Below are 23,146 nucleotides of genomic sequence, written 5' to 3'. Positions count from 1 at the left end.
TGATTTTTATTAACGGTTTAATGCGTCACATGCATGCATGTCAGAAAAGTCCACATTCCAAGGCTGATCTGAACGCAGCTCTTCGACGATGTAATCCACAAACGACCTCACCTTTACACTTAGGTGCCTGTTGCTTGGATAAAGTGCGTGTATAGGCGTACTCTTATTTGACCAGTCGCACATTAAAGGCATGAGTCGCCCTGCTTTAATATCTTCAGCGCATAAAAACGCAGGCAGACGTGAGACCCCCAATCCATTTAATGCCATTTTGCGCATACTCAAAGCATCATTCACTTGCACTTTAGGCTTAAGATCAACGGAAATGCTTTCAGGTGTATCGTATTCCCACGTGTTACGAGCGTTCCAGCCCAGTGTTGTATGACCCTGCAGTTCTTTTGGGTGGCTCGGTGAGCCGTGCTTTTCAATATAGGCAGGGCTTGCGCAAGTGACCGTTTGTACGCTGCCCAGTGAGCGTGCAATCAATGATGAGTCGGCTAAGTGACCGACTCTAAACGCCACATCGATCCCTTCTTGAATCAAATCCAGCGGCTGGTCTGTTAGTACAATATCAAGCTGAATCTCTGGGTTGCGTTGTAAAAACTCAGACACTAAGTCGCTCAACACCTCAGCACCAAATAGCATTGGGGCCGTAATACGTAATAGCCCTTTTGGTTTAGATTGCATCTCTGTGACGGCAATATTGGCTTCTTCTACATCGCCAATGATACGAGAGCATTGATTGTAATACGCGCTACCGGTATCGGTCAGACTAAGCGTACGGGTTGTACGCTGTAAAAGTCGCACACCCAAGCGTTCTTCAAGTTGAGTGATTTTTCGGCTAACGGTGGACTTAGGTAAGCCAAGGTATTTAGCCGCACCCGTGAAGCTACCAGCGTCTACGACTTTGACGAAGATGGCAATTTCATTAAGATCAAATTGTTCCATGGTAATGCCTACTTAAAATGTATTACTGTTCCTATTTTGGAACAATAATGCATTTCATGCCAGTTATTTTTAATGGTACATATGTACACTTGTTTTTGGTTGATTGTATGTTTTTTGACCATAATGGAGTAAAACAGTGCGTTTTTAGGTAAATTCTAGTGGTGGCTTCTTTTGTCCATTGGCATACTGCGGCGCAATTTTTCCAATAATAAAAATAATAGAGAAAGATAGGGCCGTGCAGTTTTTGGTTACGGCGTACTCCAGCTAGTTAAAAAGGTAAATATCGTGATCAACAAAAAAATAGCTTTAAGATCAGCGATCGTGGCAGCGAGCATCCTGCCATCTCTTGCAATGGCCTCTGGTTATAAACTTAACGAACAATCTGCTGCTGGTATGGGTACTGCTCACGCTGGCCGTGCAGCCATGGCTGAAGACGCTTCAGTTGTATTCTACAACCCTGCGGCCATGACTGAATTAGACCGTGCACAGCTTACTGCTGGTTTTACTTACATCAACGGTAACGGTGAGTTTGATGGTAAAGCTACAAATGTTGGTGGCTTTGATATTACTGGTGCAGATGACACAGACCCATATTCAAATGGCGGCAACTACTTAGGTGAATCGTTTATTCCATTTTTCTACTACGCGCGCCCAATCAATGAAAAAATGTCGGTAGGTCTTGGTATCTTTACACCGTTTGGCACTAAAACAAACTACGAAGACGATTTTGTAGGCGGTGGTTTTGCAGACGAAACGTCTCTGATTTCAATGGAGATTGCGCCGACTTTTGCTTACAAAGTAAACGATAAACTAAGCATTGGTGGTGGTTTAGATATTGTCTATATGGAAGGTTTGTTATCCAAGTTTGTGGACGCAGTACCTTACAGTGCAGCTGCTGATGCAGGCTATAAAGCCACTTATGCGGGTAACATTGCAGCCGGTGCAACTGATGCACAAGCGACTGCGGCAGCAGAAGCAGCGGTAAATGGACTTACTGCAGACTCCCCGATATTGGACTCTGCTAATGCAGGTTTTGAAAATCATTACGAAGTAAAAGGTGATGACTGGGGTGTTGGTTGGAATTTCGGTGCTTACTATCAATTAACCGAAGCGACAACACTTGGTTTTACTTACCGTTCAGAAATCGAATTTGAACTAGAAGGTGATTCTAAGTTTGATCGTGAATTTAAATATTATGACAAAACTTCTGGTTCAGTTAATAGCTTTGGTAATATCCGCCCTCAGGCATCAAAAGTTCCTTTAACTACTCCGGCATCAGCAACACTTGCTGTAACTCATCAGTATAACGATGAATTGTTACTTCAAGCCGGTGCTACTTGGACGGGCTGGTCTTCATTTAAATCGTTTGATGTTATTGCTACTGAAAACACAGATCCAATGGTGCCGCACCCTGCTGACCCTACTAAAGTAGTCCCTTCCGACGGTGTGATTGATATTTCGGATGTATCTCAAATTAATGGTCTTAAAGACGGCTACATCGGTCATATTGATGAACGCTGGGTGGATGTATGGGCGGTTGCGTTTGGTGGTACTTACCAGCTAAACGATAAACTAGCGCTGCGTGCGGGTTATGCGTACGACCAATCGCCAGTTCGTGATGAATTCCGTACTGCGCGTGTACCATCATCAGATCGTCAGTGGGTAACACTGGGTGCTGGTTATACTGTTAACCAAGATCTGTCTTTTGACGTAGCCGCTGGTTACTTGTTCATGTACCCAATGGACCTAAGTGAAAAGAACAAAAATCTTGATAATCAAGAAATTGGTGACGCTAGTGTAACGGGCGAATACGAAATCGACGTATTCGGTTTGTCTGCTCAGGTGAACTACAAATTCTAATAAGTTAGAAAACATTTCAAACAAGTTGTCTCTTGTGCGCATCTTAGCTTAGCTGGGGTGCGCTTTTTTTTGCCTGTGATTTATGTGTTAGAAATACAAGCAGGCATTGTTAAAAGGATGAGTCATGTGGGAGGGCGCTCAGCGTGCCCCTTGTGGGTATGCGCGCGATATCAATATAGAAGTTTGTCGCGCGCGAGCGCCCTCCCACAATGAAATGAATAACTTTATTTCATGAGGCTCTGAATCATCATTCAATACTGGTTCATTATGTTATGAGAGCGAGGTTTCTCGAGTGAGGTTTCTCGAGTGAGGTTTCTCGAGTGAGGTTTCTCGAGTGAGGTGTGCTGCTTTCTTTTGGTGCAGGTAAAAGATTAGACGAAATACGCATTAATTTTGTGCTGTCTTTTGATGCCCTTGTGCACAACTGCAGTGCGGTCATTTTATTTAGAGTGAATGAACTATCTCTAACATACTGATTTTATTGGTTTATAGAATTGGTACGAGGATTGCTAAATACAAATATCGTTTTTTTAGAGTGGCACAAAAGTGAATCAGCCTATGTACAGCGCCGAAGCAGATATGAGTAACCTGGCCGCATTGCACCAAAATCAGCAGTTGCGCATTAAGGCATTAGATTTAGTGAAATCGTTATTCGAACAAGTGCGAGTTGTTCAGCAACATCGTGCGGCAACGAATGCAGCTCTTGCTGGTAATCCATTTTTTGAAAGTAAAACCCGAGTGTTAGCGCGTGAAGTGAATGCTCGCTTTAAAGAATTAGAACGTCAGCAACAAGAGTGTATCGATGTGATTGATGCTCGCCAATGGGATGATATTCGTAATGCTTGGCAGACGGTTCATTTGCAGTGGCGACAAGATGAAATCATCGAAAACTTTGAGCTGCACAGTCATTTGGTGAAACAGCTTTTAACTTATATTTCAATTTTGGGTAATAAAGTTGAAAATCTTATCGAAACAGGGAGTCAGCACCAAGCATTAAGTCATTATGTGTTGAACGATGTGCCCTGCTTTATTGAATTGTTGGGGCAAATTCGTGCATTGGGCACATCCACCGCTGTGGTGGGAATAATGGATGACGCCTGTGAAATGCGGTTGCGATTTTTAATGGGGCAGTTACAAAAACAGCAAATAAAGGTTAAGCAGCAGGCACAGCATTTAAGCCAAGAAGCATTAGAAATTACCTCGTCGCTCATTGATGCATTATTGTGTGAGCCGAAGCTTGAACGGTTAACAGGGATTGTTATGCATGATTTGTTAAGCGGTCGCGATATTATCACCAGCGCAGATGAAATCTTTACGTTAAGTACGCAAATTATTGATGCACATTATAATGTGATGAATGAAGGTTTGCGGATGTTACGTTTAAGTATGGATAAACGCATGCAAGCTTGGGTGAGCCGTTAAAAAATATCAGTAGTTGAGTTTGATATGAGAGGTAGGTCGGGCACGGCCCGACAAAACCAATTGACGGTGGGCAGTGCCCACCCTACAAAATACATCCGACATCCGACATCCGACATCCGACATCCGACATCCGACATCCGACATCGAAATCTACATTTAAAATACTAACTTCGTGCCGAATGAAAATATAATGGGCAAAGAGGTGACATCCTCAGCTTCTGTGTAGTCTTTGTTGTAACTGATGTCGCTGACATTAGCTCGGTTATATAGGTTGATGACCTCAAAATATAATGTGCTGCGTGTTGATAAGTCATGATCAATTCGGAAATCTAAGCGGTGATAATCAGATAGGCGCTGCGAGTTTGGTTTACCCTCAATAGGGTCATAAATATAAACATCTTCAGCAGGAACCCCTGTTGCTGGTGTGCCATCTTCATTATAAGGGTCTGCGCCTGTAATCGGAGTGATCAAGCTGCCACTTTGGTAGCGCCATTTAAACCCGTAAGATGTTTTTTCATTTTTTTGATAAGAGGCGACTAAGTTGACAACCCATGGTCGGTCTAGCTCATAATCGATTTCTTGTTGTGTATCTTCATTTTCACGTTTGGTTTTGCTGTACGCCACGCTGAACCAGCCATACCATTTATCCGTTAAATTTTTGTTAATTAATAACTCCATGCCATACGCTTCACCGTTTGCATTGTTAAGGTAGGGAACGGCATTGTTATTAGGGGCAGTGGAGAAAGCAGGGTTGGCTGCAACTAGGTTATCAATGTCTTTGTAATACACTTCTAGCTTTGTGCTGATGGAGTCATCAATTTGATGCTCAAATCCAAACACATAATGATTGGCTATGGGTTGCTTTAAATCTGGGTTACCCAGTTCTTCTGCAATGAAGCGAAATTCGCGAATAAATTGGCTATGGCGACCAACAGCCGCTGTTAGCGTCCAGTCGTCGTTTAATGAGTAGCGCGTTGCAAGGCGAGGCTGTAGTAATTGCTCTTCGTTAAAATCATTGTAGCTATTGCCCAAACCCAGTGTTATTTCTAAGTTGCGCGTTGCTAGCCAATCATAGGCAATAAACGTATACAGAGCGTTAATCGTGAGCGTGTCTTCACTATTAAATTGCTCGCCAAGTGAAGCAGGAGGACATTCGTCGCCCACTTCTTCATTACAAGGTGTGTACAAGCCACTCGCGGTGTACTCTATTTCTGTATTACTTAAGTCAAAGCCGTAACGAAAGGTGTCGCCGTTATTGAGCGGAGTGAAATAATAATTTTTCAAACGGTTTTCGTAATTAATCGCATCTAAATCAAACAAACTCCCCACAGAAAAACTAACGTCTTCTTCTTTACGACCCAATGCCAGTATTGTGGATGTACCGCCATCCAGTACCGTATCAAATATAATGCCTTGGTTATGGTAATAGGTGTCAGCATCGAGGCCGCCAGCAAGACCGGGTTCTCGTTCAAGGTCATCAGATTCAGGACCAAAGTCGATACCTACGCTGTCTTTTGCACCTGTTGCAATTAACCGTAAATTTGAAACAGAGCTTAAACGCCATTGATATTTAAATTGATAGTCGCTGTTACGTGGTACTTCAGTGAAAGTCAGTTCGTCTTCATCGACAAAATTTTCCACATAAAATTCGAGTAAGCTGCGACGGTAGGATAAATAGAACGCACTGTTATCGTCAACGGCGCCTTCAATTAAACCACCTACGCGCAAGAAACTTAAATCAAGCGTGGTGCGAATGGGCTCTTGATAGGGGTCGCGCAGTTTTGTTGCTAATACTGCGCCAATCGCGTTGCTGTACTCAGGGCCCCATGCCCCAGCCTTTAAACTGAAATCTTCTATAATATTATCGTTGTAGGTACTGCCGCCATCGTTATGAAAAACATAGCCAACAGGTAGAAAATCTGTGATGTAAATATTGTCGTTAGGACTAGAGCCGCGCACAGCCGGAATGCTGAATGGTCCAAATCCGCCAAGCACAACACCCGGTAGTGCCTCTATTGCTTTTAGTGGGTCGTTACCGGCACCTGGAATTTTTAATAGTTTTTCGGTAGTAATTTGTGGCCCTTTCATTTCACTGCCACTGATGTTGACAGTTGAAAGCTCAGCCACATCTTCGTCTTGGCTTTGTGCGTGACTTGTAAGACTGATGGTACTTAACGATAGTATCGTAAATAAAATAGAGCGATTCATATAGCGATCCTGCTATGTTTTATTATTTTGCGCAGACTGTAGCAAAAAACCAGTAAGGAAAGAATGCCTTACTGGTTTATAAGTGATAAACAACAAACTAAATGGCGTTGCGTAAACCGAGCTCATAAGGGTGAGGGTTTAAGTATTTTTGTTTGCGCAAATAATTATCGTTGTCAGTGTGCTTGTTTATATGATGATTAAGCAATGTTAACGGTACTACGATTGGCACTAAACCGGTTCGGTATTGGTTCACTAAGGCAAGCATTTCTTGTTTTTCATCTTTATCTAAATCATTTTTCAGGTAGCCCTGTAGATGCTGTAGCACATTGGTGTTCTTTTTACGGTTGGCAATGTGTTTGAGTGCTTCCATGAATTGAGCAATGTAATCATTGGCAATGTCTTCTAGTGGTTTTGATTTCAAATTACTTAACGATTGGCCAAGGGATTGATAGCTTTTAATATGGTGAGCCATTAATACGTATTTATAACGGACATGAAAATCCAACAGGGCTTTTGGGCATAATGCACTTTGAACATTTTGCTGCCAATCATGAAACGCCATTACACGGGTAATAAAATTTTCACGAATCATGGCATCGCTTAAACGGCCTGCTTCTTCTTTAGGTATTAATGGCAACAGTCTGTCCAATTCGGCTGCGTATATACCCTGAGACACTTCCAAGGGGTTACCGTTTTCATGATAAAGCTTTACACGGGTGTAGCCACACGTGGGGCTCTTTTGCATGAAAATATAACCGGTTGCATCCTTCAGTTGTTCGGCTTGTTGTTTGGCATAATCTTTAAGTTGTTGGGTGAAGCGCACGTTATTGTCATCGCTTAATACCGCTTCAATGCCAGATTCATTATTACCTGAGGTTGTAATGAGGCGAATCGCTTTTCTCGGTACGCCCATCCCAATACCCACTTCAGGGCAAATGGGGGTGTAATCAAAGTATTTAGACAGCACATCTTCTAGATATCGTGAGCGCTTATGACCGCCGTTATAGCGGACTTTCTCACCCAGTAGGCAGGCGCTTATGCCAACTTTAATGCTCATCTTGCACTCCGAATATGAAGGTCATCTTGGGGTTACCATAGTCTATTTCTATTTAACTGTGTATTTGTACGCTTGTCATAGCAATTTGGACCTTTTTCGCTGACTTCTCCATATATTCAATAATTGACGGGTTGTGTCTATTTTTTATCTATTAAGTGAATAAGCCTTGGTGTTTAATGAAGTTGAAACAATTTTAAGGGTGTATGCAGGATTTTAAGAATAGCAAGGCAGGTGGTCATAAGAATTTAGCTGAATTAGCTATAAGTATTAGAGCTTTAATTATTTGTTAGTTTTTATGAGGCTTGTTTTTGCAAACCGAGTTAAACCGGACTAAATATTTAATATAGGGTTTCATTTACTAGGTTGATTAATATGAGTCTAAGCAAGCAACAAAGTGCACAGGTACTGTTTCAATTCGATTCCTCGTTTGAAGTCAGTTATGTTAATTACTACCGTGGTAATGAATTAGCAGACCCCCAATTAGTGGTCACCCTTGAGCGCGATAACGAGCGTCAGAGCTTTGCTTTTATGCACCCGCACTTCAATGATGTGGACCGTAACTTAATTAGCGCCCAGGGCCTAGCCATTAGCTCTGTGAAGCTTTCACCTTTTGGCCAAAACCAAATAGAGGTAGCGGACTTAAAAGATGGCGTTGTTTACTTTACGTCAAGAGTGGTTAAGAACATTACTCCAACGGCCTAAGGGCTTGTTATTATTAATTAACTAAAAGCCAAGATATGATCTTGGTTTTTTTATGCCTGAATGAAACGCATAAGCATTAAAACCCAGCTTAGCTGGGTTTTAATGGGTTTGTAAGAGAGTGGTTTTGGTTAATGTAGTTGCAACACTAAAGCGGCTTTTTCACAGTAATCTTTCTTCTTCGTATCATTTTTCTGCTTGCTTTGGCTCGATTTAATCCAGATATAACTCGACGATTTCCCTTTACACAGTTCTAATCCTAAAACTGAGTTTTTAGATTTTACGAATAAATTTAGCGTTATCTCACCGCGGCCCATGGTGCGTAAGTGCATCTTTTTAGGCGATAGTGTGTAAGATTTGATGCCACTGCGACCGTTAACGCTGATGGTCTTCCCCGGTGGGGCGTTGACCCATTCTGCATCGTCGCGGATTTCGAGACTGGTCCAAGTACTATCGGTTGAAACGGTAAGCTCGTAGGTGGTGTCACTGCCTTCAGCTGCCATTGCCGATGAGCTTAACAGGGCTAAGAAAAGCCAGATTCCCTTCATATTTATTATCCTTGGCATTTGTACCTACTAAAAACTTAGGTAAAGAAGGGCATTTCGTCAAATGGGCGGTTTTCGCCAACCCTATACGTTGAGCTGTATAGGGTTGGCGAATGTACGGGCGATTATAAGTGTGTTTCGGCGTACTCAGCCAAAGCAGATCGGGGTACGCCCTGTAACTCAATCCCCCCGCCTAAAGAGAACCCTTTAAATCGCTCGTTAAGGTAGGTAAGACCTGAACTCATGGCATTTAAGTACGGTGTGTCGATCTGGGCAAGGTTACCCAAGCACACGACTTTAGAGCCTGCACCAGCACGGGTGATGATGGTTTTCATTTGATGGGGGGTTAAGTTTTGGCTTTCATCAATAATGATTAAGCTTTTTTGGAAGCTGCGGCCCCGAATGTAATTAAGCGACTTAAAGTGCAGTGGCACTTTTTGCAAAATGTAGTCGATACTGCCATTGGTGCTTTCATCTTCCATATGTAGGGCTTCAAGGTTATCGGTAATGGCGCCTAACCATGGCTCCATTTTTTCAGCTTCGGTGCCGGGTAGAAAACCAATGTCTTCATCAAGGCCACGTACACTGCGTGTTGCGATAATGCGGGTATATCGATTTTGTGAAACCGTCATGTCGATGGCAGCGGCCAGTGCCAGAATGGTTTTACCTGAGCCTGCTGAGCCTGTGAGGTTGACTAAATGTATGTCAGGATCAAGCAACAAATCCAAGGCCACGGCTTGGTAAATATCCCGAGGCGTGAGTCCCCAAGCTTGCTGTTGCATTAAGTGGTCACGTGATCGGTCCCACAGGGTGACCACATCATCATCCATGTCACAAATGCGTGCCACAAATCCTTGTTCATCTAAAATGTATTGATTAATAAAAATGTCTTTTGATAATTCTGAACGTGCAATTTTATGCACGGTGCGCCCAGGCTCATGGGCGGTTTCAACTTTATTGATGGTATCCCAAAAACTGTTTTTGAATTCGTGAAAACCTTTGGTTAAGGAATCAATGTCACTGACTAATTGATCGTTATGGTAATCCTCCGCGGCGATGCCACAACCGCGCGCTTTGAGGCGCATATTAATGTCTTTTGTGACCAGCACGATTTGCGTTTTAGGGCGTTGTTGCTGTAGGAATATAAGGCTGTTGATAATTTTGTTATCGTTTAAGTCGTTGGGTAGAACCGTGCTTTGCTGTACGGGTTTATCCATCAAGACACTTAAATAACCGTGTTTTTCACCAGCAGCGGGCATCGCGACGCCGTCGCTAATTTCCTCTGGGCTGGCTTCGCCTAATATTTTATCGATGTTGCGAATGGCTTGACGGCACTCCATTGAAACACCGGATTTTGATAACTTGAGATGGTCGAGTTCTTCTAATACGGTCATGGGGATGACCACTTGGTTTTCTTCGAAATTAAATATAGCGGAGGGGTCGTGAATTAAAACATTGGTATCAATAACATAAGCTTTGGTACGACGGCGGTTGGGCATTCAGCACTCCTTTTAGCGAACGCGCAGGCTATGCATATACTATAAGCGACTTCGTTCTGCTTTAGGCGTGGGCCTTTTTGTATGAGCAGCCCCTGAGAGTTCGAAATGAACTTGCACTTCCATTCAACGGGTATTTGATTGAGTTGGCAATGATTTTTTTCGCTTTTTTTGTTCCTATTTCATTTGTTGAATCGATTTAGAAAAGACGCGCCAATAAGCGCCTATTTATAAAATTATGATGAATGAACTCGAACGCGAACACTCGATTGATCAGAAAAACGGATATTACTCACAATCACATCGCCGAATGAGCTGCCAGATTGATCACCCTTAACGCGAAGGTTACGAAACGCAATCTCTTCGATTTCACTGGGCAGCGCTAATTCAATACTGCCATCACTATGAATTGTGGTTTGCTTACTGGCGTTTTGTTTAACCCCTTTAATACTGATATCGGCATCCAGCAGACTCGCAATCGGGTTAAGCAGGGTGGCGAGTTCGTCTAATGCGCCTAGTTTATGGGTATCGTTTGTTGCTTCACCTTTGGCTTGGTTGATCAGTGCCGCTAGCGCGGCTTGTGTTGATTGAAAGCCTTGGCCGTCAATACTGGCAAGTTCGGCATCATCGAGTGCTTTTAATCCCTGATATTGGCTCATTTGTGAGCTGCTGGCGGTGTCGCTTTCTGAAGAGGCCGACTGGCTAGCAAAAGCCCCAAATGACATGGGCCCCAGTAGCATTGCGATCACGGTCGCCCATAAGCGGTGACGATTTTGTTTCTTTAATGCCTTGTTCAGTTGGCGCTGAGTGAGCATGCCTTGTTGAATAAGCGCTTCACCTAGGCGTAAGCCATTGGTGAGCTGAGATTTAAGTGCGCAATCGAGCTGTTCTTGAGTGATTAGGCCCTTGTTTATAAGTAATGATCCAAGGCGACTCTTTTGATTGTGCTCTGTCATGGTGATTCCTGAGGATTAACGCGCCAAAAACTAAAAAGAATAAAGCTGTGTTTTATTTTGGTTGGGGTCTGAGGTGCCCGCAAGCTCGGGTAATTGACAGGTTAACGCTTGATAGAATTTGGCTTTTGTAAGTGATTGCTCTATAACGCGTTCTCATTTCTTGGGCGGCCATGGATTTTATCGGGCACGTTTGTGCTACAGCGGTATTAGAAAAAGCTAATAGGGTCATAGTCAGATTCAATGATGCTTTTTATGGAACAGCCCATATAGTGATAAACGCTCAAGCTTTACCGGTTTTTTTGCTATAGTGCCGCCGTTGTTCTGCTAAGCTCATTGAAATTGTCGTAAAGCAATTTGGAATAACGACCTTATTACCAAATTGTTTTGATTAAGGAGTCATCATGTCTACTCGTCACATTAAACTTTTGATCCTCGGTTCTGGCCCTGCTGGTTATACCGCAGCGGTATACGCAGCCCGTGCGAATCTTAATCCTGTAGTTATTACTGGGATGCAAATGGGTGGTCAATTGACCACCACCACAGAAGTGGATAACTGGCCTGGTGATGTTGAAGGTTTGCAAGGTCCTGCGCTTATGGAGCGTATGAAGGAACATGCCGAGCGCTTTAACACAGAGATCTTATTTGATCACATCAACAATGTTGATTTGAGTAAAAAGCCATACACATTAACGGGTGACCAAGGCACATATACCTGTGATGCATTGATCATTTGTACGGGTGCTTCTGCACAATATTTAGGGCTAGAAAGCGAAGAAGCCTTTAAAGGCAAAGGCGTTTCGGCTTGTGCAACGTGTGATGGTTTTTTCTATCGCGGCAAAGAAGTGTGCGTGATTGGTGGTGGTAATACAGCCGTTGAAGAAGCGTTATACCTGTCTAATATTGCCAGCAAGGTTCATGTGATTCACCGTCGCGATAGTTTCCGCAGCGAGAAAATCCTAGCCGACAAGCTAATGGAAAAAGCCGCCAACGGTAACATTGAAATTCACTGGTTCAATGAGCTAGATGAAGTGCTGGGTGATGACATGGGCGTAACAGGCGTGCGTGTGAAAAACAGTCAAACCGGCGACTTGAAAGAACTGCAACTAGACGGCGTATTTGTGGCCATTGGTCATACGCCAAACACCGAGATTTTCCAAGGTCAATTGGATATGAACGGCGGTTACATCAAGGTGCAAAGTGGTCTTGAAGGCAATGCAACCTTAACCAGTAAAGAAGGTGTGTATGCCGCAGGCGATGTGATGGACCATATTTACCGCCAAGCAATTACATCAGCAGGTACAGGTTGTATGGCGGCATTGGACGCTGAACGTTATTTAGATGGTTTAGATAAATAAACGTCTAATAAACGATCAGAAAAAAGCGAGGCATTTAGGCCTCGCTTTTTTTTGCTTTGAATATTTGGTTTAAAGGCTTTCGAGTTTTATAAGGTGCAAACCATGACGACTTGTCATTGGGCCGATGACATCACCGATGACCGCTTCACTTAGTGCCTCAATGATGTTGGGCGGTAACACGGTTTGATCAAGTTGCCCCCAATCACCGCCTTTTTCACTGCTCGGGCAAGCGCTGTGTTCACGGGCGAGCTGGGCAAAGTCCGCGCCTTGGTTTAAGGCTTCCAGTATGGGTTCGACGAGCAAAGGTGTTTTTAACAATATATGTTTTGCGTCCATGATGTTTCTCTAAGAACCGTTCATTTTCAGTCTAGACTATTAACACAAGGTTCAAGTAGGTAGAATGCGTCGCCCATAGGGCAGTCGTAACTGCCAATAAAGATCATGAGTATTAGGGGGAGTACATGGCTCGAGGTGGATTTCGTCGCAACAAGGTTCAAAAGCAACAAGGTAAAGGTGAGTTTCAAGCCATCACCAGCGAAGGTCCCTTCATTGAGTGGGTCGGTAAGCCTGAATATTTTCGCCATAAATTAACCATTGATGGCAAAGAGTATCGTTATGAAAGTGATAGCACCGATTTAGGTGTGGTCATTGGGGATATGGTTGTATTTCGCTTTGTTGATCATGCTGATGGTTTGATCGTGGATCGTCGCTCTCTTGGTAAGTGGATTGACCCAGCAAGTTTTTCTTAATGATATGTTGTTAAGAGTGACTAAAAAACAAAAGGCCTGCTTAATAGCGGGCCTTTTTTGTGAGATAAAATAAGCAATCAATTAGGCAGTGTAATATTCACTTCTAAAATAGATAACTGATCATTATTATCAATTTGCACATTGATATCGTCATCACCTACATTTACGTATTTTGATACCACGGCCATAATTTCACGCTGCAACGCTGGCAGGTAGTCTGGCCCGTTACGTTGATTGCGTTCGTGCGTGACCAAAATTTGTAAGCGTTCTTTTGCAACCGATGCACTTTTTGGTGCCTCGTTTTTAAATAATCCAAGTAGTCCCATGTTAGCCTCCAAACACGCGTGCTAAGAAACCTTTCTTCTGGGCTTCTAGGAATCGGTGAGGGATGTCTTGGCCAATTAAACGTTTCACTGCGTCGTTATAGGCCTGGCCAGCATCACTGGTATTTTCTAAAATGACGGGTGTACCTTGGTTTGATGCTTTCAATACGTCCTGTGATTCAGGAATCACACCCAGTAAGTCCACCGCAAGAATTTCTTCAACGTCGGTAACGCTCAGCATTTCACCTTCATCAACACGCTTAGGGTTATAGCGGGTTAATAGTAAGTGCTCTTTCACCTGTTCGCCGTTTTCTGCTTTACGGCTCTTACTTTGCAAAATGCCAATGATGCGATCACTGTCGCGCACAGAGCTTACTTCTGGGTTGGTAACGATGATGGCTTCATCAGCGAAGTACAACGCCATTTGTGCGCCTTGTTCGATACCGGCTGGGCTATCACAAATAATGTAATCAAAATCTTGGCTTAATTCGTTAAGTACACGTTCAACGCCCTCACGGTTGAGGGCGTCTTTGTCACGGGTTTGAGACGCAGGCAGTACGTATAAATTCTCAGTGCGCTTGTCTTTGATGAGCGTTTGTTTCAGGTTTGACTCGCCATTAATGACATTCACAAAGTCATATACCACACGACGTTCACACCCCATTATGAGATCTAAGTTACGCAGGCCTACATCAAAATCAATGACCACCGTTTTGTAGCCGTTCAAAGCAAGCCCGGTGCTGATTGCTGCGCTTGTGGTGGTTTTACCCACACCACCTTTGCCAGAAGTTACTACGATGATTTTAGACATGTGCTTGCACTCGCTTAAGCAGTGAAAAAACCTGCTTTTATTAATTATTGTCTGGTGAGTATTTATTAAACGCTTTCTATAATCAAGCGTTCGTCTTTAAGATGTATATGGCAATTTTTTTTCCAATTCTCACTGGTTAAATCATCGCTCACTTGATATTGCCCAGCGATGGCCAATAGTTCACTTTCGAGCTTTAGGCAGGTGATGCTGGCATTTGTGTTGCCGTTAATCCCCGCCAATGCACGGCCATAAAGAGTGCCGTAAACATGAATATTACCCGACGCGAGCACTTCAGCCCCCTGACCAACATTGCCAAATACAATGAGATCGCCGTTGGGATTGATAACTTGTTGCCCACTGCGAACCGCTTGTTTTACAAATTTTGCCGCTTGGGGCTTAGCAGTGGCAGCCTTTTGTGTTTTAGGGCTGTCGTTAAATAACGGTAAGTTAAGGTGCTCGGCAACCAAGTGCTGATCTTGATCGCAACGCAACCCTACAGGAATAAAGCCAAGTGCCTTTAGCGTGTCGATTAAGCTTTCGCTCCATTCAAGGGAGATAGGCTGGCTTGGTAATTCGATCACCACAGGCGCGTTTTTCAGTAACTGAGGGGCTTTGGCCAAACGTTGTTGTAAATCGAAATGAATGGCCGAAATATCTAAGCTCTCAAGCTGCAACAAAGTAAACGGGTGCAGGCTGGCTTTAAGTTGTAAAACCGGTGTTGTATTACGGGCCGCGTCCATGACTGTGTTCCTTGTGCGTGAAATAAGCCAGTGAACTCACTGGCCTGTTACTCTACTGCTTTGTGGCTTATGCCTCAACGGCTTTTAGGCTAAGAGGCGCTTGTTCAAATTGAATACCAGCCCAGCCGTGACGCATGAATTGGCGAATATTTTGATGGTCGCTGCCATCTGGTGTGGCCTGTACATCACGGTAATGTTCACCAAAGCTTTGCAGGGCTTGCTCAGGTGTAAAGCCGTTTAAACGACTTAGGGCGAATACTTTTAAGCTGCCTTCGTTTTTACCTTGTTCGTTTTTAGCGGCGTGCTCATCTAAACCATTGGTAAATGCTGTTGGGTTTAGGTTGTACCACTTTTCGACTAACGCGAGTGTTTCGCTAAACAGGTTTTCACCGCTGTTTAAACGCGCACGAAAGGCCGTCATGTCTTTTTGCAGCGCTTGTTGTTGATTAAAGAGCGCCATTTCATGTTCGCTGCTATCAAGCTGATAGTCTGTTTTCCACTGTGCGTGTGGCATGCCGTAGGCCCATTCGCGCTCAGCGCCATCGGTAATAGAAGCACCGGCTTCTTCTGCCGCGCTTTTATACCACTTGCCTAGGCAATTACGGCAAAAGCCCGCAAGGGTCATTAATTGGATATTTTGAACATCTTTACGGGTATCAAGGTGTTTTAGAAAGCGACGCATTACCGCCGCTTCGATGGCGTTGTTATCCATGACAAATACTTACTTAGATAAAATGTGGGGCTATTGTACTGGGCTTAACCATAAGGGCAAATACCGAGTAAGAATATTGCCCGTTAACGAGAGCTGTTTAACGGTTTCGGAAGGGAACAGTATGGGTACAAAGGTATCGCCCCCATTCAATGACACCGCGAGGGAAATGGCGGTGAAACAGCGCTTCGACAATTTGCGCGGTGCGATAGTCGGTTTTTTTCAGGACTAAGAAAACCAAGTCACTACGCCGCCATTCAAATTCAGCCAATTGACAAGGGATTTTAGAGGCGCGGACCAAGTAAGCGATTTGGTAGGCTGACTCTCGCTTCATTAATAAAATCCAATAGCGGCTGCGCATGATTTCGACGGTGCGCATGTCCACATGTTGTATTTCAATATCCGCTTTGACGGTCAAATCACGGCCTTTATCACGGCAATGCATAAGCATTGAGGCGAAATTTTTAGGTTCGTCTTCGTTACAAAAGTAGTAACGACCATCCCACTCACGGTAGCCAAAAGGATAGTGTTTACTTTTGTCGCCAAAGACATCATGGCTGAGTTGATCAAAGTGTTCGGCATGGTGCTTAGGGATGTCTTTGCATTCGCCTTCAGCGTATTCAACGATGTTTTGGTAATCATTGTCGACCACACTTGATTCAACGGCAGTGACATTGCGCATGGAAAGGTAACGCTTATAACGTTTTGTTTTATAAATTTTTCTTAATAGTTGAGCGCAGTCTTTCCATTGTTCACCGGCTTCATCAAGTGATTTAGCGGCGGCAGTATTCACCGCAGACACAGAGAGCCAGCGATGGCTTAGAAAGCTTTTAGGATTAATGTCACCAATCATCTCCATGGGCATTTCGGAGACGTAGCGTACGCAGTACCAAACAGGGAATAGTTTCTGCAACAAAACATTCGCCCAGGTTTCAATATCAACCGGACCGGCTTTTGGTTTTTTGGGGCTGCCACTAGGGCTGGGTAAGTTAGCATCACTCATAGGCTGTTTACATCATTCCTTATGCCTGAAAAAGCGAACTGAAGCTTCAATTGTGCCGCGTCCTTCGAGTTTATATCGACCCAAAACTCGACAACTTTAACGATCTCTGCTTAAAACTAAGTAGGTGAATTAACAGTATAGGGGAAAAAAATGGCAAACCCCCAAGATGATAGCCAACCAAAGTACCTGCATATTGAAGGTAAAACACAGTATGAAATGGCACAGTCTATCGATGCCGCATTTGCAGCAGCAGAGGCATCCATTGATCAGCAATCTGAAAAAATAGCGCTACAGTGGTGGTATCAGCAGCTTGAAGTGCTGGTGCAAGAAGAGTTTAATTTGCCAGATGGATGGCTTCCTAGTGGTAATGTGAATCATCAAGAATCATTTTTGCAGCTGGCTCGTCAATTAATTGCACAAGCCGTAAAGATGCAGAACAATCATTTACAACCAGCAAGTACTGATATCACCATCAACCTATTACTTGAACGTAGCTTGTTAGATGCCATTGATATGATGCAAGCAAAGCAGGTTTGGCGGTTTGACCTGCAGCGTATGCTGCAAACCTTGCAAGGACGATTAATCAATGAGCGCGCCTCCTCAACAACCCCCCCTTAAGCACAAGCCTCGATTTCGTATTCAAGAAGCCATTTTAATATTGCGCCAAGGTAAAGCCCATTCTTTATGGCGAGAAGCTGCTTGGCATTTGATGGAGCATGCCGGTAAGGATACTCAGCTGTTATTAGAGGCCCAGCGAGATCTGTTGCAAGCGGCAGAACCCAAGCCGTCATTTTGGTCTAAGTATGGGCTTATTATGCTCGTTTCGCTGGTGGCTATTTTGAGTTTAGGTTTAGCATTTTGGGTGTATGTGGATAAGTTGTATTGCACTTAACGTTTAATGCTCGCATTTTTAGCCGTGTATTTCGATTTGTGGCGGGTTACTGATACTCTCCGTTTTTTATTTGTATGTTCAGAAGGCAGTATGGCCAATATTAATGTGCTAGTAGGCACCGTGACCGGTAAGGCGCTGACAGCGGCAAATGTCATTGCTCAGGTGTTTGAATCCCAGCATCATGTTCAGCTCTATTTGAATCCGACGATCGAGCATGTGACAGATGAGCAGACCGATATATTAGTGATTGTTACATCAAGCACAGGAAAAGGGGATTTACCTGCTTCTATTTTGCCTTTGTATACCCAGCTACAAAATTTGTTGCCATTGATCCCAGCTAAGCGCTTTGCGGTTGTTGCTTTGGGCGATAGCAGCTATGACACCTTTTGTCAGGCTGGCGCGACCATGGAAGCGATTATGGTTGAATGCCAAGGCCAAGCGCTGCGTCCACGATTTAATATTGACGTGCTTGAACATTACCGGCCAGAAGCCATTGCACAGCAATGGGCACAAGCAACGCTTGAGTTAATGACTTAAACTGAGACGGTCTTAACATTGGAGTGATGACAAAGTAAGTAGACTGCACAGGCAGGTGAGGGCTAAACTGTATTGCTATATAGGAGCTCAGGCTCAGGACCTCACTACAACTGACGACAATAAACAGAGGCTACATGGCGACGATTTTAATTGTGGATGATTCCGCTACCATGATGGAAGGACACAAACGCATCCTTGAGAAGCTAGGCCATACTGTGCACAGTGCAGAAGATGGCGCGCAAGGTGTAGAGAAGGCCATCGAGCTACAACCTGATCTCATACTCATGGACGTTGTTATGCCTAACATGAATGGATTTCAGGCGACACGTAAGATCAGCAAAGACGCCGCGACCAAACATATTCCGGTTGTCATTGTCACATCTAAAGATCAAGAAACCGATATCATGTGGGGCAAGCGTCAAGGTGCCAGTGATTATTTGATTAAACCTGCTGATGAAGCCCAGTTGAAAGAAACCGTTGAGCGCTTACTTAAGGTCAACGCTTAACGCTTAACGCTTAACGCTTTTATTGCCTAACGTGCTTGCGTTAGGCGCTTTTCTTAAAAGTTATAAATGATGATACTTTTATAATTTAACTCAGTATCTTCGTCGCCATCAGGGGTTTTTGTGTCGTAAGTGGCATTCCAAATAACGCTTAGACTGATGGTCGATGTTACCGAAATCGTCACAGCGTTTTGCCAAAGCCCTTTATCATCAGCAAAGTCTTCTACATCCGGTTGAAAATATAGAGTACTGGTATAGGTCATGTTATCGGCGAGCTTGTTTCGGTAAGACCAGTACAGGTTCAAGCGGACATTCTGCTCGTCATCTTCCACTATGTTTGATGCGTATTCCTCGTCTTCGTAAAACGCCCCAAGACCAAAATGGTTAGCCGTTTTGAGTTCGGTATTGGCGTTTAATGTGTAGCGAACACCTGCCCCGAAGATAATGCGTTTCGCTAAGTCTGAAAATAAATCCTCTTCGTATTGCGTAAACACTTCATGGCCCCAGTGCTCATCATGTTTGGTTAAGTGACGAATATGCAGCAGACTTTCATCTGTATTTACTTCGTCATCGACTTCTGAGTATTCACGGTCAAGCAAAACAATCCATTCATCTCGGGCGTAAGACCGAATAAAAGTGATGGCTGAGCCAAGGGTAAATTCATCGCTATCACCGATTTCCCCGTCAAGTGTGAAACTGATATTGCCTGATGTGCCTGGCGTATTGTTTTTTAAACGCTGGCTTTCAATGTTGGTAATGGCGGATACGGATTGTGAGAAGACGATAAGCAAGCAAATGAATAAACGAGTCATGATTTAGTTCGAATGATTAAATTGTGCACTTTATCATAAACCGCCTTTAAGCCGCATGGGTTTGTTGTTCGCGCGCACTGGCGAGGTTTCGCACCACGTTTAAAACATGTTTGCCTTCTTGGTAGTCGGCTAACACGGCGGGCTTTCCTTTTAACTGATCGAGGTGTGTTTCTAACGACTGTTCTAAATCCATTGGTCCAGCTTGTTGATGTTGATAAGCCAGTTGTGTGAGTAAACCTTGTGCGCGAACTTGGTGACTTTGGATAATGCCGTGTTCAGTGAGCGCTGTTTGTAATGGCATGATGTCTTTCATGTCGAGTGCTTTGACATCAAATTCTCGGGCAAGATAGTTGATACGTTCGCCCATTGAAGACAGCGCCATATCGGATGAAACTTGCTCTTTTTTAGGTGTGATGGTTTGAGCGCTTTCGACCTGCGTCATTTGCTCAAATTGCTGCATCATACGCTTAGGTAACCCTAAGATGTCCATCATTTGTGAATACTCAAAAAAACACGTCGATATTAAGCAATCAAGATTTGAGCCAACCCCATAAGTGATTGATAAATGTCGAAAAAACTGGAGCAAGTACTCTAAAAAGGGCAAGGGCTTGCCTACTTTGGCGATTGCTTTTGCCGATGGAATCAGTAATCTTAGGCCACTTATAAAAATAAATAGCTATAACAATAATAATAATATAGCGCTACATTAGTTAGGACGTCATCCATGACAGCACTTCAGAAGGCCCGAGTGACCGAGCCGGGAACGATTCAATACCGAGGGCGTAAAACCTCACGAGCGGGCAGCGAACAACGTCGAAGAGCCATTTTAGAAGCCTCATTAAGAATTGTTGTCAGTGATGGTGTACGTGCAATCCGCCATCGCAGTGTGGCCAAAGAAGCAGACGTACCATTGGCCGCAACGACATATTATTTTAAAGATATCCAAGAATTAATTAGCGATACTTTCATGCTTTATGCTGAGAAAGCACAATCCATCGTCAATGTGTTTGCGCGTAAAATGTATGAGCCACTAGAAAATGCAGACGGCAAAAAATTAGCTGAATTAACCACAGGGCCAAAATTGGTCGAAGTAATTGTTGATCAGCTATTGGCTTATGTACTAGAAAAGACCACTCACAATCGAGAAATGGCGGTCGCTGATCAAGCGTTCCGCTATGAAGCATTACTGAATGAAAATTTGCGTGGGCTGGCGGATCAACATGCCAAAGCGATGGAACAAAAACTGATAGAGTTTTTAAACTTAGTGCACAGCTCTCACCCAAAAAGAAGATGCTCAAATTTTAGTGAGCACATTACGTCGAGTAGAGTATGAAGCGCTACTGGTACCCGTTGAAGAAATTAACCAGCAAGAACAGCGTGACCTATTAGAGCGACAAGTATCATTAATATTAAAAATTGAAGTGCCTAAAGAAGATTAGGTTGTATAAAAAGAGCATTAAAAAGGAGACCTAGCGTCTCCTTTTTTGTATCGATTATTTTTATTAGAGTCATGCCATTAACTTATGCGCGCTTTTGTAGGTAGTATCCCATGTTGTTGAGGGTACTTTCTAAGATGTTGAGTTCAAATGCGCTAAATTGGCGAGTGTCGCCACAGTCTTCACAGACGATGGTTGGCAGTTGACGTAAGTGCGTCATGGAATAGGTTTGTGCGTAGTCGCATGCGTCGCAACACAGGGGCATCGGTGTATTCGCCGGTAAAATAGTGGCGATGGCGGCAGTGTTGTTACTCTCGGACTGAGCCGGTGCGGCTTGATATAAGGGCATATGTCCTCCTTGCAAATAAGATACGGGCGCCATTCTAGTGTGTAAAGCCGAATATTCTAGTACAAAAGTATCGATTCACTTCGAATCGCCTGAAATAGAGTGTTGTGCATATTGCAGCGCTAGCTAGGCCGTTGAATACTAAGACTTTTATTTGATTAGGTGTAATGCGCCAGAATTAAAGTAAATACACTAAAACCCGCTAAAAAGGACTCTTTGCGCCTATGAATAAGCTCTTACACCGAATAGAGGGCATCGCTAATCGCTTGCCTCATCCTATGGCTCTGTTCATTTATTTATGTGTCATTGTGGTGGTAATGAGTGCCATTGGTCATGGCGCTGGCTGGCAAGCACAGCATCCTGCAACCGGTGAATTGTTAACGGTACACAGTTTGGCCTCGGCTGATGGTTTGATCTATATGCTGAGTTCTTTAGTAACGAACTTCATGGGGTTTGCACCTGTTGGCCCTGTGATTTTGATGGCCTTAGCGTTTTCATTAGCCGAGAAAAGTGGTTTGTTGCCGGCTTTAATTACTCAGCTAACCAGCCGTACTCCTGTCGGGTTACTGGCCGTTGCCGTTGCCTTTCTTGGTGTGATGTCGAGTATCGCTGTTGATTCGGGTTACGTGGTGTTGTTGCCATTATGCGCAGCGGTGTTTTGGGCGGCTGGGCGACACCCCATTGCAGGGCTTGCTTTAGGGTTTGCCTGTGTGTCTGGTGGTTTTAGCGCTAATTTGCTGGTGGGCCCTGTCGATGCGATGCTGTCTGGTATTAGCTCTGAGGCGTTGTCTTTGGTAGCCGATCGTGATGTGAGCATTCTTGCTAATTATTATTTTTTAGTCGTCAGTGTTTTGGTGGTGGTCATCAGTTGTGTGACGGTGAATCGATTTTGGGTTGAGCCTTATTTATTAGCGACATCGCCACCGTCTAATCAGGTCTTGCAGCCAGTATCAACGCTTGCGGGCGATAGCGAGCAACCAGCAGGAAATGACGAACGGGCGCATTTTGGTTTGTGGTTTTATGTGGCATTCGTGTTCATCACTTTGTTGTGGATTATTTTGACGATGCCAGAAAATGCCATAATGCGTAATGAACAGGGCAGTTTATTAAAAGGCCCTTTTATGGCATCACTGGTTGCCATGATTGCGTTAAGTGTGGCGCTGCTGGCAACGGCTTACGGCATCGAACAGGGTCGCTTTAATGATTGGGCTAAATGGGTAAAAGCTTTAGAGCAAGGTATTGTGGATATCGCCCCATACTTGGCTTTGATGTTTGTGGTGTCGCAGTTTGTCGCTTGGTTTAAGTGGAGTGCACTTGGTTTAGTGCTGGCGGTTGAATTAGCAGAAGTACTGCAGGGTTTTTCAATTAGTGGCCCGTTTGCAATGATTGTGTTGATGCTATTTACCGCAGTACTTAATTTATTTATTGGCAGCGCCTCCGCAAAATGGGCGCTATTAGCCCCCATTATTATTCCGGCATTCTTTTTGTTGGGCATTGAGCCTGAAGCGGTTCAAGCGGCTTATCGTGTTGCCGACAGCAGTACGAATATTATTACCCCTTTAATGCCGTACTTTCCTCTTGTATTAGCCTATGCCTTAAAATATGAAGCCAATTTTTCGGTTGGGCGCTTGATGACGATTATGTTGCCTTACGCGCTGGTTTTACTTGGAGCGTGGGGCGGATTACTCGCCCTGTGGGTTGGTTTCGATTGGCCGCTTGGTCCAGTCGTTTCAAATTAAACA

Annotated in this window: 27 protein-coding genes and 1 pseudogene; 12 read left to right on the top strand and 16 right to left on the bottom strand. The window is 43.9% G+C overall.

The window, feature by feature from the left end; all coding sequences use genetic code 11:
* Positions 1 to 9 precede the first annotated feature (9 nt).
* On the bottom strand, positions 10 to 945 hold the full coding sequence (locus ACU6U9_RS02290) for a LysR family transcriptional regulator (RefSeq protein ID WP_446733465.1): 936 nt from the start codon (positions 943 to 945) through the stop codon (positions 10 to 12).
* Positions 946 to 1,266: 321 nt separating this feature from the next.
* Between ACU6U9_RS02290 and ACU6U9_RS02285 the strand changes: the two genes are divergently transcribed.
* Together ACU6U9_RS02285 and ACU6U9_RS02280 are read left to right on the top strand one after the other, a co-directional pair.
* Complete coding sequence (locus tag ACU6U9_RS02285; RefSeq protein WP_446733464.1) at positions 1,267 to 2,805, top strand: OmpP1/FadL family transporter; 1,539 nt, start codon at positions 1,267 to 1,269, stop codon at positions 2,803 to 2,805.
* A 546-nt stretch (positions 2,806 to 3,351) separates the two neighbouring features.
* Positions 3,352 to 4,227, top strand: a complete 876-nt coding sequence (locus ACU6U9_RS02280) for a hypothetical protein (protein ID WP_446733463.1) — start codon at positions 3,352 to 3,354, stop codon at positions 4,225 to 4,227.
* Positions 4,228 to 4,383: 156 nt separating this feature from the next.
* Here the strand turns inward: ACU6U9_RS02280 and ACU6U9_RS02275 are convergent, their stop codons facing one another.
* Positions 4,384 to 6,435 (bottom strand): TonB-dependent receptor plug domain-containing protein, encoded by a 2,052-nt coding sequence (locus tag ACU6U9_RS02275; RefSeq protein WP_446733462.1) that lies wholly within the window; start codon positions 6,433 to 6,435, stop codon positions 4,384 to 4,386.
* A 97-nt stretch (positions 6,436 to 6,532) separates the two neighbouring features.
* Positions 6,533 to 7,492 carry a YbgA family protein gene (locus ACU6U9_RS02270; protein ID WP_446733461.1) on the bottom strand — a complete coding sequence of 320 codons (960 nt, stop codon included), beginning with the start codon at positions 7,490 to 7,492 and terminating at the stop codon, positions 6,533 to 6,535.
* Between the two features lie 372 nt (positions 7,493 to 7,864).
* Between ACU6U9_RS02270 and ACU6U9_RS02265 the strand changes: the two genes are divergently transcribed.
* Entirely contained in the window at positions 7,865 to 8,194 is a 330-nt protein-coding gene (locus tag ACU6U9_RS02265) for a hypothetical protein (protein ID WP_446733460.1), read from the top strand.
* A 128-nt stretch (positions 8,195 to 8,322) separates the two neighbouring features.
* On the opposite strand, the gene ACU6U9_RS02260 is transcribed toward ACU6U9_RS02265, so the two are convergent.
* The 3 genes from ACU6U9_RS02260 to ACU6U9_RS02250 form a co-directional block, all read right to left on the bottom strand.
* Positions 8,323 to 8,739 (bottom strand): hypothetical protein, encoded by a 417-nt coding sequence (locus tag ACU6U9_RS02260; RefSeq protein WP_446733459.1) that lies wholly within the window; start codon positions 8,737 to 8,739, stop codon positions 8,323 to 8,325.
* 122 nt (positions 8,740 to 8,861) lie between these two features.
* On the bottom strand, positions 8,862 to 10,235 hold the full coding sequence (locus ACU6U9_RS02255; protein WP_446733458.1) for a PhoH family protein: 1,374 nt from the start codon (positions 10,233 to 10,235) through the stop codon (positions 8,862 to 8,864).
* 233 nt (positions 10,236 to 10,468) lie between these two features.
* Positions 10,469 to 11,188: a hypothetical protein gene (locus ACU6U9_RS02250; RefSeq protein WP_446733457.1), complete on the bottom strand. Its 720-nt coding sequence runs from the start codon at positions 11,186 to 11,188 to the stop codon at positions 10,469 to 10,471.
* A 401-nt stretch (positions 11,189 to 11,589) separates the two neighbouring features.
* On the opposite strand from ACU6U9_RS02250, the gene trxB reads away from it, so the two are divergent.
* Entirely contained in the window at positions 11,590 to 12,543 is a 954-nt protein-coding gene (gene trxB, locus ACU6U9_RS02245) for a thioredoxin-disulfide reductase (RefSeq protein ID WP_446733456.1), read from the top strand.
* 69 nt (positions 12,544 to 12,612) lie between these two features.
* Here the strand turns inward: trxB and ACU6U9_RS02240 are convergent, their stop codons facing one another.
* Positions 12,613 to 12,879 (bottom strand): peptidylprolyl isomerase, encoded by a 267-nt coding sequence (locus ACU6U9_RS02240; RefSeq protein WP_446733455.1) that lies wholly within the window; start codon positions 12,877 to 12,879, stop codon positions 12,613 to 12,615.
* Positions 12,880 to 13,004: 125 nt separating this feature from the next.
* On the opposite strand from ACU6U9_RS02240, the gene ACU6U9_RS02235 reads away from it, so the two are divergent.
* Positions 13,005 to 13,292, top strand: coding sequence for a hypothetical protein (locus ACU6U9_RS02235; RefSeq protein WP_446733454.1), 288 nt, complete (start codon positions 13,005 to 13,007; stop codon positions 13,290 to 13,292).
* Between the two features lie 77 nt (positions 13,293 to 13,369).
* Here the strand turns inward: ACU6U9_RS02235 and minE are convergent, their stop codons facing one another.
* From minE to ACU6U9_RS02205, 6 genes and pseudogenes are all read right to left on the bottom strand, one after another.
* On the bottom strand, positions 13,370 to 13,618 hold the full coding sequence (gene minE / locus ACU6U9_RS02230) for a cell division topological specificity factor MinE (protein ID WP_446733453.1): 249 nt from the start codon (positions 13,616 to 13,618) through the stop codon (positions 13,370 to 13,372).
* A gap of 1 nt (position 13,619) precedes the next feature.
* Entirely contained in the window at positions 13,620 to 14,426 is an 807-nt protein-coding gene (gene minD / locus ACU6U9_RS02225) for a septum site-determining protein MinD (protein ID WP_446733452.1), read from the bottom strand.
* A 65-nt stretch (positions 14,427 to 14,491) separates the two neighbouring features.
* Positions 14,492 to 15,166: a septum site-determining protein MinC gene (gene minC / locus ACU6U9_RS02220; RefSeq protein ID WP_446733451.1), complete on the bottom strand. Its 675-nt coding sequence runs from the start codon at positions 15,164 to 15,166 to the stop codon at positions 14,492 to 14,494.
* A 67-nt stretch (positions 15,167 to 15,233) separates the two neighbouring features.
* Positions 15,234 to 15,626, bottom strand: coding sequence for a HopJ type III effector protein (locus ACU6U9_RS02215; RefSeq protein ID WP_446735047.1), 393 nt, complete (start codon positions 15,624 to 15,626; stop codon positions 15,234 to 15,236).
* Positions 15,624 to 15,848: pseudogene (locus ACU6U9_RS02210) on the bottom strand (DUF1244 domain-containing protein); the annotation flags it as partial. The gene ACU6U9_RS02215 and the pseudogene ACU6U9_RS02210, both read right to left, overlap by 3 nt.
* 127 nt (positions 15,849 to 15,975) lie before the next feature.
* Positions 15,976 to 16,878 (bottom strand): hypothetical protein, encoded by a 903-nt coding sequence (locus tag ACU6U9_RS02205; RefSeq protein WP_446733450.1) that lies wholly within the window; start codon positions 16,876 to 16,878, stop codon positions 15,976 to 15,978.
* A 150-nt stretch (positions 16,879 to 17,028) separates the two neighbouring features.
* Between ACU6U9_RS02205 and ACU6U9_RS02200 the strand changes: the two genes are divergently transcribed.
* The 4 genes from ACU6U9_RS02200 to ACU6U9_RS02185 all read left to right on the top strand — a co-directional run bounded on the left by ACU6U9_RS02200 (position 17,029) and on the right by ACU6U9_RS02185 (position 18,813).
* Positions 17,029 to 17,496, top strand: a complete 468-nt coding sequence (locus ACU6U9_RS02200) for a hypothetical protein (protein ID WP_446733449.1) — start codon at positions 17,029 to 17,031, stop codon at positions 17,494 to 17,496.
* Complete coding sequence (locus ACU6U9_RS02195; RefSeq protein ID WP_446733448.1) at positions 17,465 to 17,770, top strand: hypothetical protein; 306 nt, start codon at positions 17,465 to 17,467, stop codon at positions 17,768 to 17,770. The genes ACU6U9_RS02200 and ACU6U9_RS02195 overlap by 32 nt, the downstream gene beginning before the upstream one ends.
* A 90-nt stretch (positions 17,771 to 17,860) precedes the next feature.
* The gene (locus ACU6U9_RS02190; protein WP_446733447.1) at positions 17,861 to 18,307 is read left to right on the top strand and encodes a flavodoxin domain-containing protein; all 447 of its coding nucleotides are present in this window, start codon (positions 17,861 to 17,863) and stop codon (positions 18,305 to 18,307) included.
* 134 nt (positions 18,308 to 18,441) lie between these two features.
* Positions 18,442 to 18,813 (top strand): response regulator, encoded by a 372-nt coding sequence (locus tag ACU6U9_RS02185; protein ID WP_446733446.1) that lies wholly within the window; start codon positions 18,442 to 18,444, stop codon positions 18,811 to 18,813.
* Between the two features lie 53 nt (positions 18,814 to 18,866).
* Here ACU6U9_RS02185 and ACU6U9_RS02180 read toward each other — a convergent pair whose 3' ends face one another.
* Positions 18,867 to 19,622: a DUF481 domain-containing protein gene (locus ACU6U9_RS02180; RefSeq protein ID WP_446733445.1), complete on the bottom strand. Its 756-nt coding sequence runs from the start codon at positions 19,620 to 19,622 to the stop codon at positions 18,867 to 18,869.
* Positions 19,623 to 19,668: 46 nt separating this feature from the next.
* Positions 19,669 to 20,115, bottom strand: a complete 447-nt coding sequence (locus tag ACU6U9_RS02175) for a hypothetical protein (RefSeq protein WP_446733444.1) — start codon at positions 20,113 to 20,115, stop codon at positions 19,669 to 19,671.
* A 231-nt stretch (positions 20,116 to 20,346) separates the two neighbouring features.
* Between ACU6U9_RS02175 and ACU6U9_RS02170 the strand changes: the two genes are divergently transcribed.
* Both ACU6U9_RS02170 and ACU6U9_RS02165 read left to right on the top strand, forming a co-directional pair.
* A complete protein-coding gene (locus tag ACU6U9_RS02170; RefSeq protein WP_446733443.1) occupies positions 20,347 to 20,955 on the top strand; it encodes a TetR/AcrR family transcriptional regulator in 609 nt (202 codons plus the stop codon).
* Positions 20,927 to 21,061 carry a hypothetical protein gene (locus tag ACU6U9_RS02165; protein ID WP_446733442.1) on the top strand — a complete coding sequence of 45 codons (135 nt, stop codon included), beginning with the start codon at positions 20,927 to 20,929 and terminating at the stop codon, positions 21,059 to 21,061. Before ACU6U9_RS02170 ends, ACU6U9_RS02165 begins: the two co-directional genes overlap by 29 nt.
* An 82-nt stretch (positions 21,062 to 21,143) precedes the next feature.
* Here ACU6U9_RS02165 and ACU6U9_RS02160 read toward each other — a convergent pair whose 3' ends face one another.
* Positions 21,144 to 21,407, bottom strand: a complete 264-nt coding sequence (locus ACU6U9_RS02160) for a hypothetical protein (RefSeq protein WP_446733441.1) — start codon at positions 21,405 to 21,407, stop codon at positions 21,144 to 21,146.
* Between the two features lie 221 nt (positions 21,408 to 21,628).
* Between ACU6U9_RS02160 and ACU6U9_RS02155 the strand changes: the two genes are divergently transcribed.
* Positions 21,629 to 23,143, top strand: coding sequence for an AbgT family transporter (locus ACU6U9_RS02155; RefSeq protein ID WP_446733440.1), 1,515 nt, complete (start codon positions 21,629 to 21,631; stop codon positions 23,141 to 23,143).
* Positions 23,144 to 23,146: the final 3 nt, after the last annotated feature.

The organism is Pseudomonas sp. HK3 (assembly GCF_052920985.1).
This window is presented reverse-complemented; position numbering and strand designations above follow the sequence as displayed.

Excerpts from the sequence above, each read along its gene's own strand:
- ACU6U9_RS02160 (WP_446733441.1), bottom strand. The coding sequence starts at position 21,407 with ATGCCCTTATATCAAGCCGCACCGGCTCAGTCCGAGAGTAACAACACT.
- ACU6U9_RS02180 (WP_446733445.1), bottom strand. The coding sequence starts at position 19,622 with ATGACTCGTTTATTCATTTGCTTGCTTATCGTCTTCTCACAATCCGTA.
- ACU6U9_RS02205 (WP_446733450.1), bottom strand. The coding sequence starts at position 16,878 with ATGAGTGATGCTAACTTACCCAGCCCTAGTGGCAGCCCCAAAAAACCA.
- ACU6U9_RS02200 (WP_446733449.1), top strand. The coding sequence starts at position 17,029 with ATGGCAAACCCCCAAGATGATAGCCAACCAAAGTACCTGCATATTGAA.
- ACU6U9_RS02265 (WP_446733460.1), top strand. The coding sequence starts at position 7,865 with ATGAGTCTAAGCAAGCAACAAAGTGCACAGGTACTGTTTCAATTCGAT.
- ACU6U9_RS02170 (WP_446733443.1), top strand. The coding sequence starts at position 20,347 with ATGACAGCACTTCAGAAGGCCCGAGTGACCGAGCCGGGAACGATTCAA.
- ACU6U9_RS02175 (WP_446733444.1), bottom strand. The coding sequence starts at position 20,115 with ATGATGGACATCTTAGGGTTACCTAAGCGTATGATGCAGCAATTTGAG.
- minE (WP_446733453.1), bottom strand. The coding sequence starts at position 13,618 with ATGGGACTACTTGGATTATTTAAAAACGAGGCACCAAAAAGTGCATCG.
- ACU6U9_RS02155 (WP_446733440.1), top strand. The coding sequence starts at position 21,629 with ATGAATAAGCTCTTACACCGAATAGAGGGCATCGCTAATCGCTTGCCT.
- ACU6U9_RS02185 (WP_446733446.1), top strand. The coding sequence starts at position 18,442 with ATGGCGACGATTTTAATTGTGGATGATTCCGCTACCATGATGGAAGGA.
- ACU6U9_RS02215 (WP_446735047.1), bottom strand. The coding sequence starts at position 15,626 with ATGGCGCTCTTTAATCAACAACAAGCGCTGCAAAAAGACATGACGGCC.
- ACU6U9_RS02195 (WP_446733448.1), top strand. The coding sequence starts at position 17,465 with ATGAGCGCGCCTCCTCAACAACCCCCCCTTAAGCACAAGCCTCGATTT.
- ACU6U9_RS02190 (WP_446733447.1), top strand. The coding sequence starts at position 17,861 with ATGGCCAATATTAATGTGCTAGTAGGCACCGTGACCGGTAAGGCGCTG.
- ACU6U9_RS02240 (WP_446733455.1), bottom strand. The coding sequence starts at position 12,879 with ATGGACGCAAAACATATATTGTTAAAAACACCTTTGCTCGTCGAACCC.
- ACU6U9_RS02290 (WP_446733465.1), bottom strand. The coding sequence starts at position 945 with ATGGAACAATTTGATCTTAATGAAATTGCCATCTTCGTCAAAGTCGTA.
- minC (WP_446733451.1), bottom strand. The coding sequence starts at position 15,166 with ATGGACGCGGCCCGTAATACAACACCGGTTTTACAACTTAAAGCCAGC.
- trxB (WP_446733456.1), top strand. The coding sequence starts at position 11,590 with ATGTCTACTCGTCACATTAAACTTTTGATCCTCGGTTCTGGCCCTGCT.
- ACU6U9_RS02270 (WP_446733461.1), bottom strand. The coding sequence starts at position 7,492 with ATGAGCATTAAAGTTGGCATAAGCGCCTGCCTACTGGGTGAGAAAGTC.
- ACU6U9_RS02275 (WP_446733462.1), bottom strand. The coding sequence starts at position 6,435 with ATGAATCGCTCTATTTTATTTACGATACTATCGTTAAGTACCATCAGT.
- ACU6U9_RS02250 (WP_446733457.1), bottom strand. The coding sequence starts at position 11,188 with ATGACAGAGCACAATCAAAAGAGTCGCCTTGGATCATTACTTATAAAC.
- minD (WP_446733452.1), bottom strand. The coding sequence starts at position 14,426 with ATGTCTAAAATCATCGTAGTAACTTCTGGCAAAGGTGGTGTGGGTAAA.
- ACU6U9_RS02260 (WP_446733459.1), bottom strand. The coding sequence starts at position 8,739 with ATGAAGGGAATCTGGCTTTTCTTAGCCCTGTTAAGCTCATCGGCAATG.
- ACU6U9_RS02235 (WP_446733454.1), top strand. The coding sequence starts at position 13,005 with ATGGCTCGAGGTGGATTTCGTCGCAACAAGGTTCAAAAGCAACAAGGT.
- ACU6U9_RS02255 (WP_446733458.1), bottom strand. The coding sequence starts at position 10,235 with ATGCCCAACCGCCGTCGTACCAAAGCTTATGTTATTGATACCAATGTT.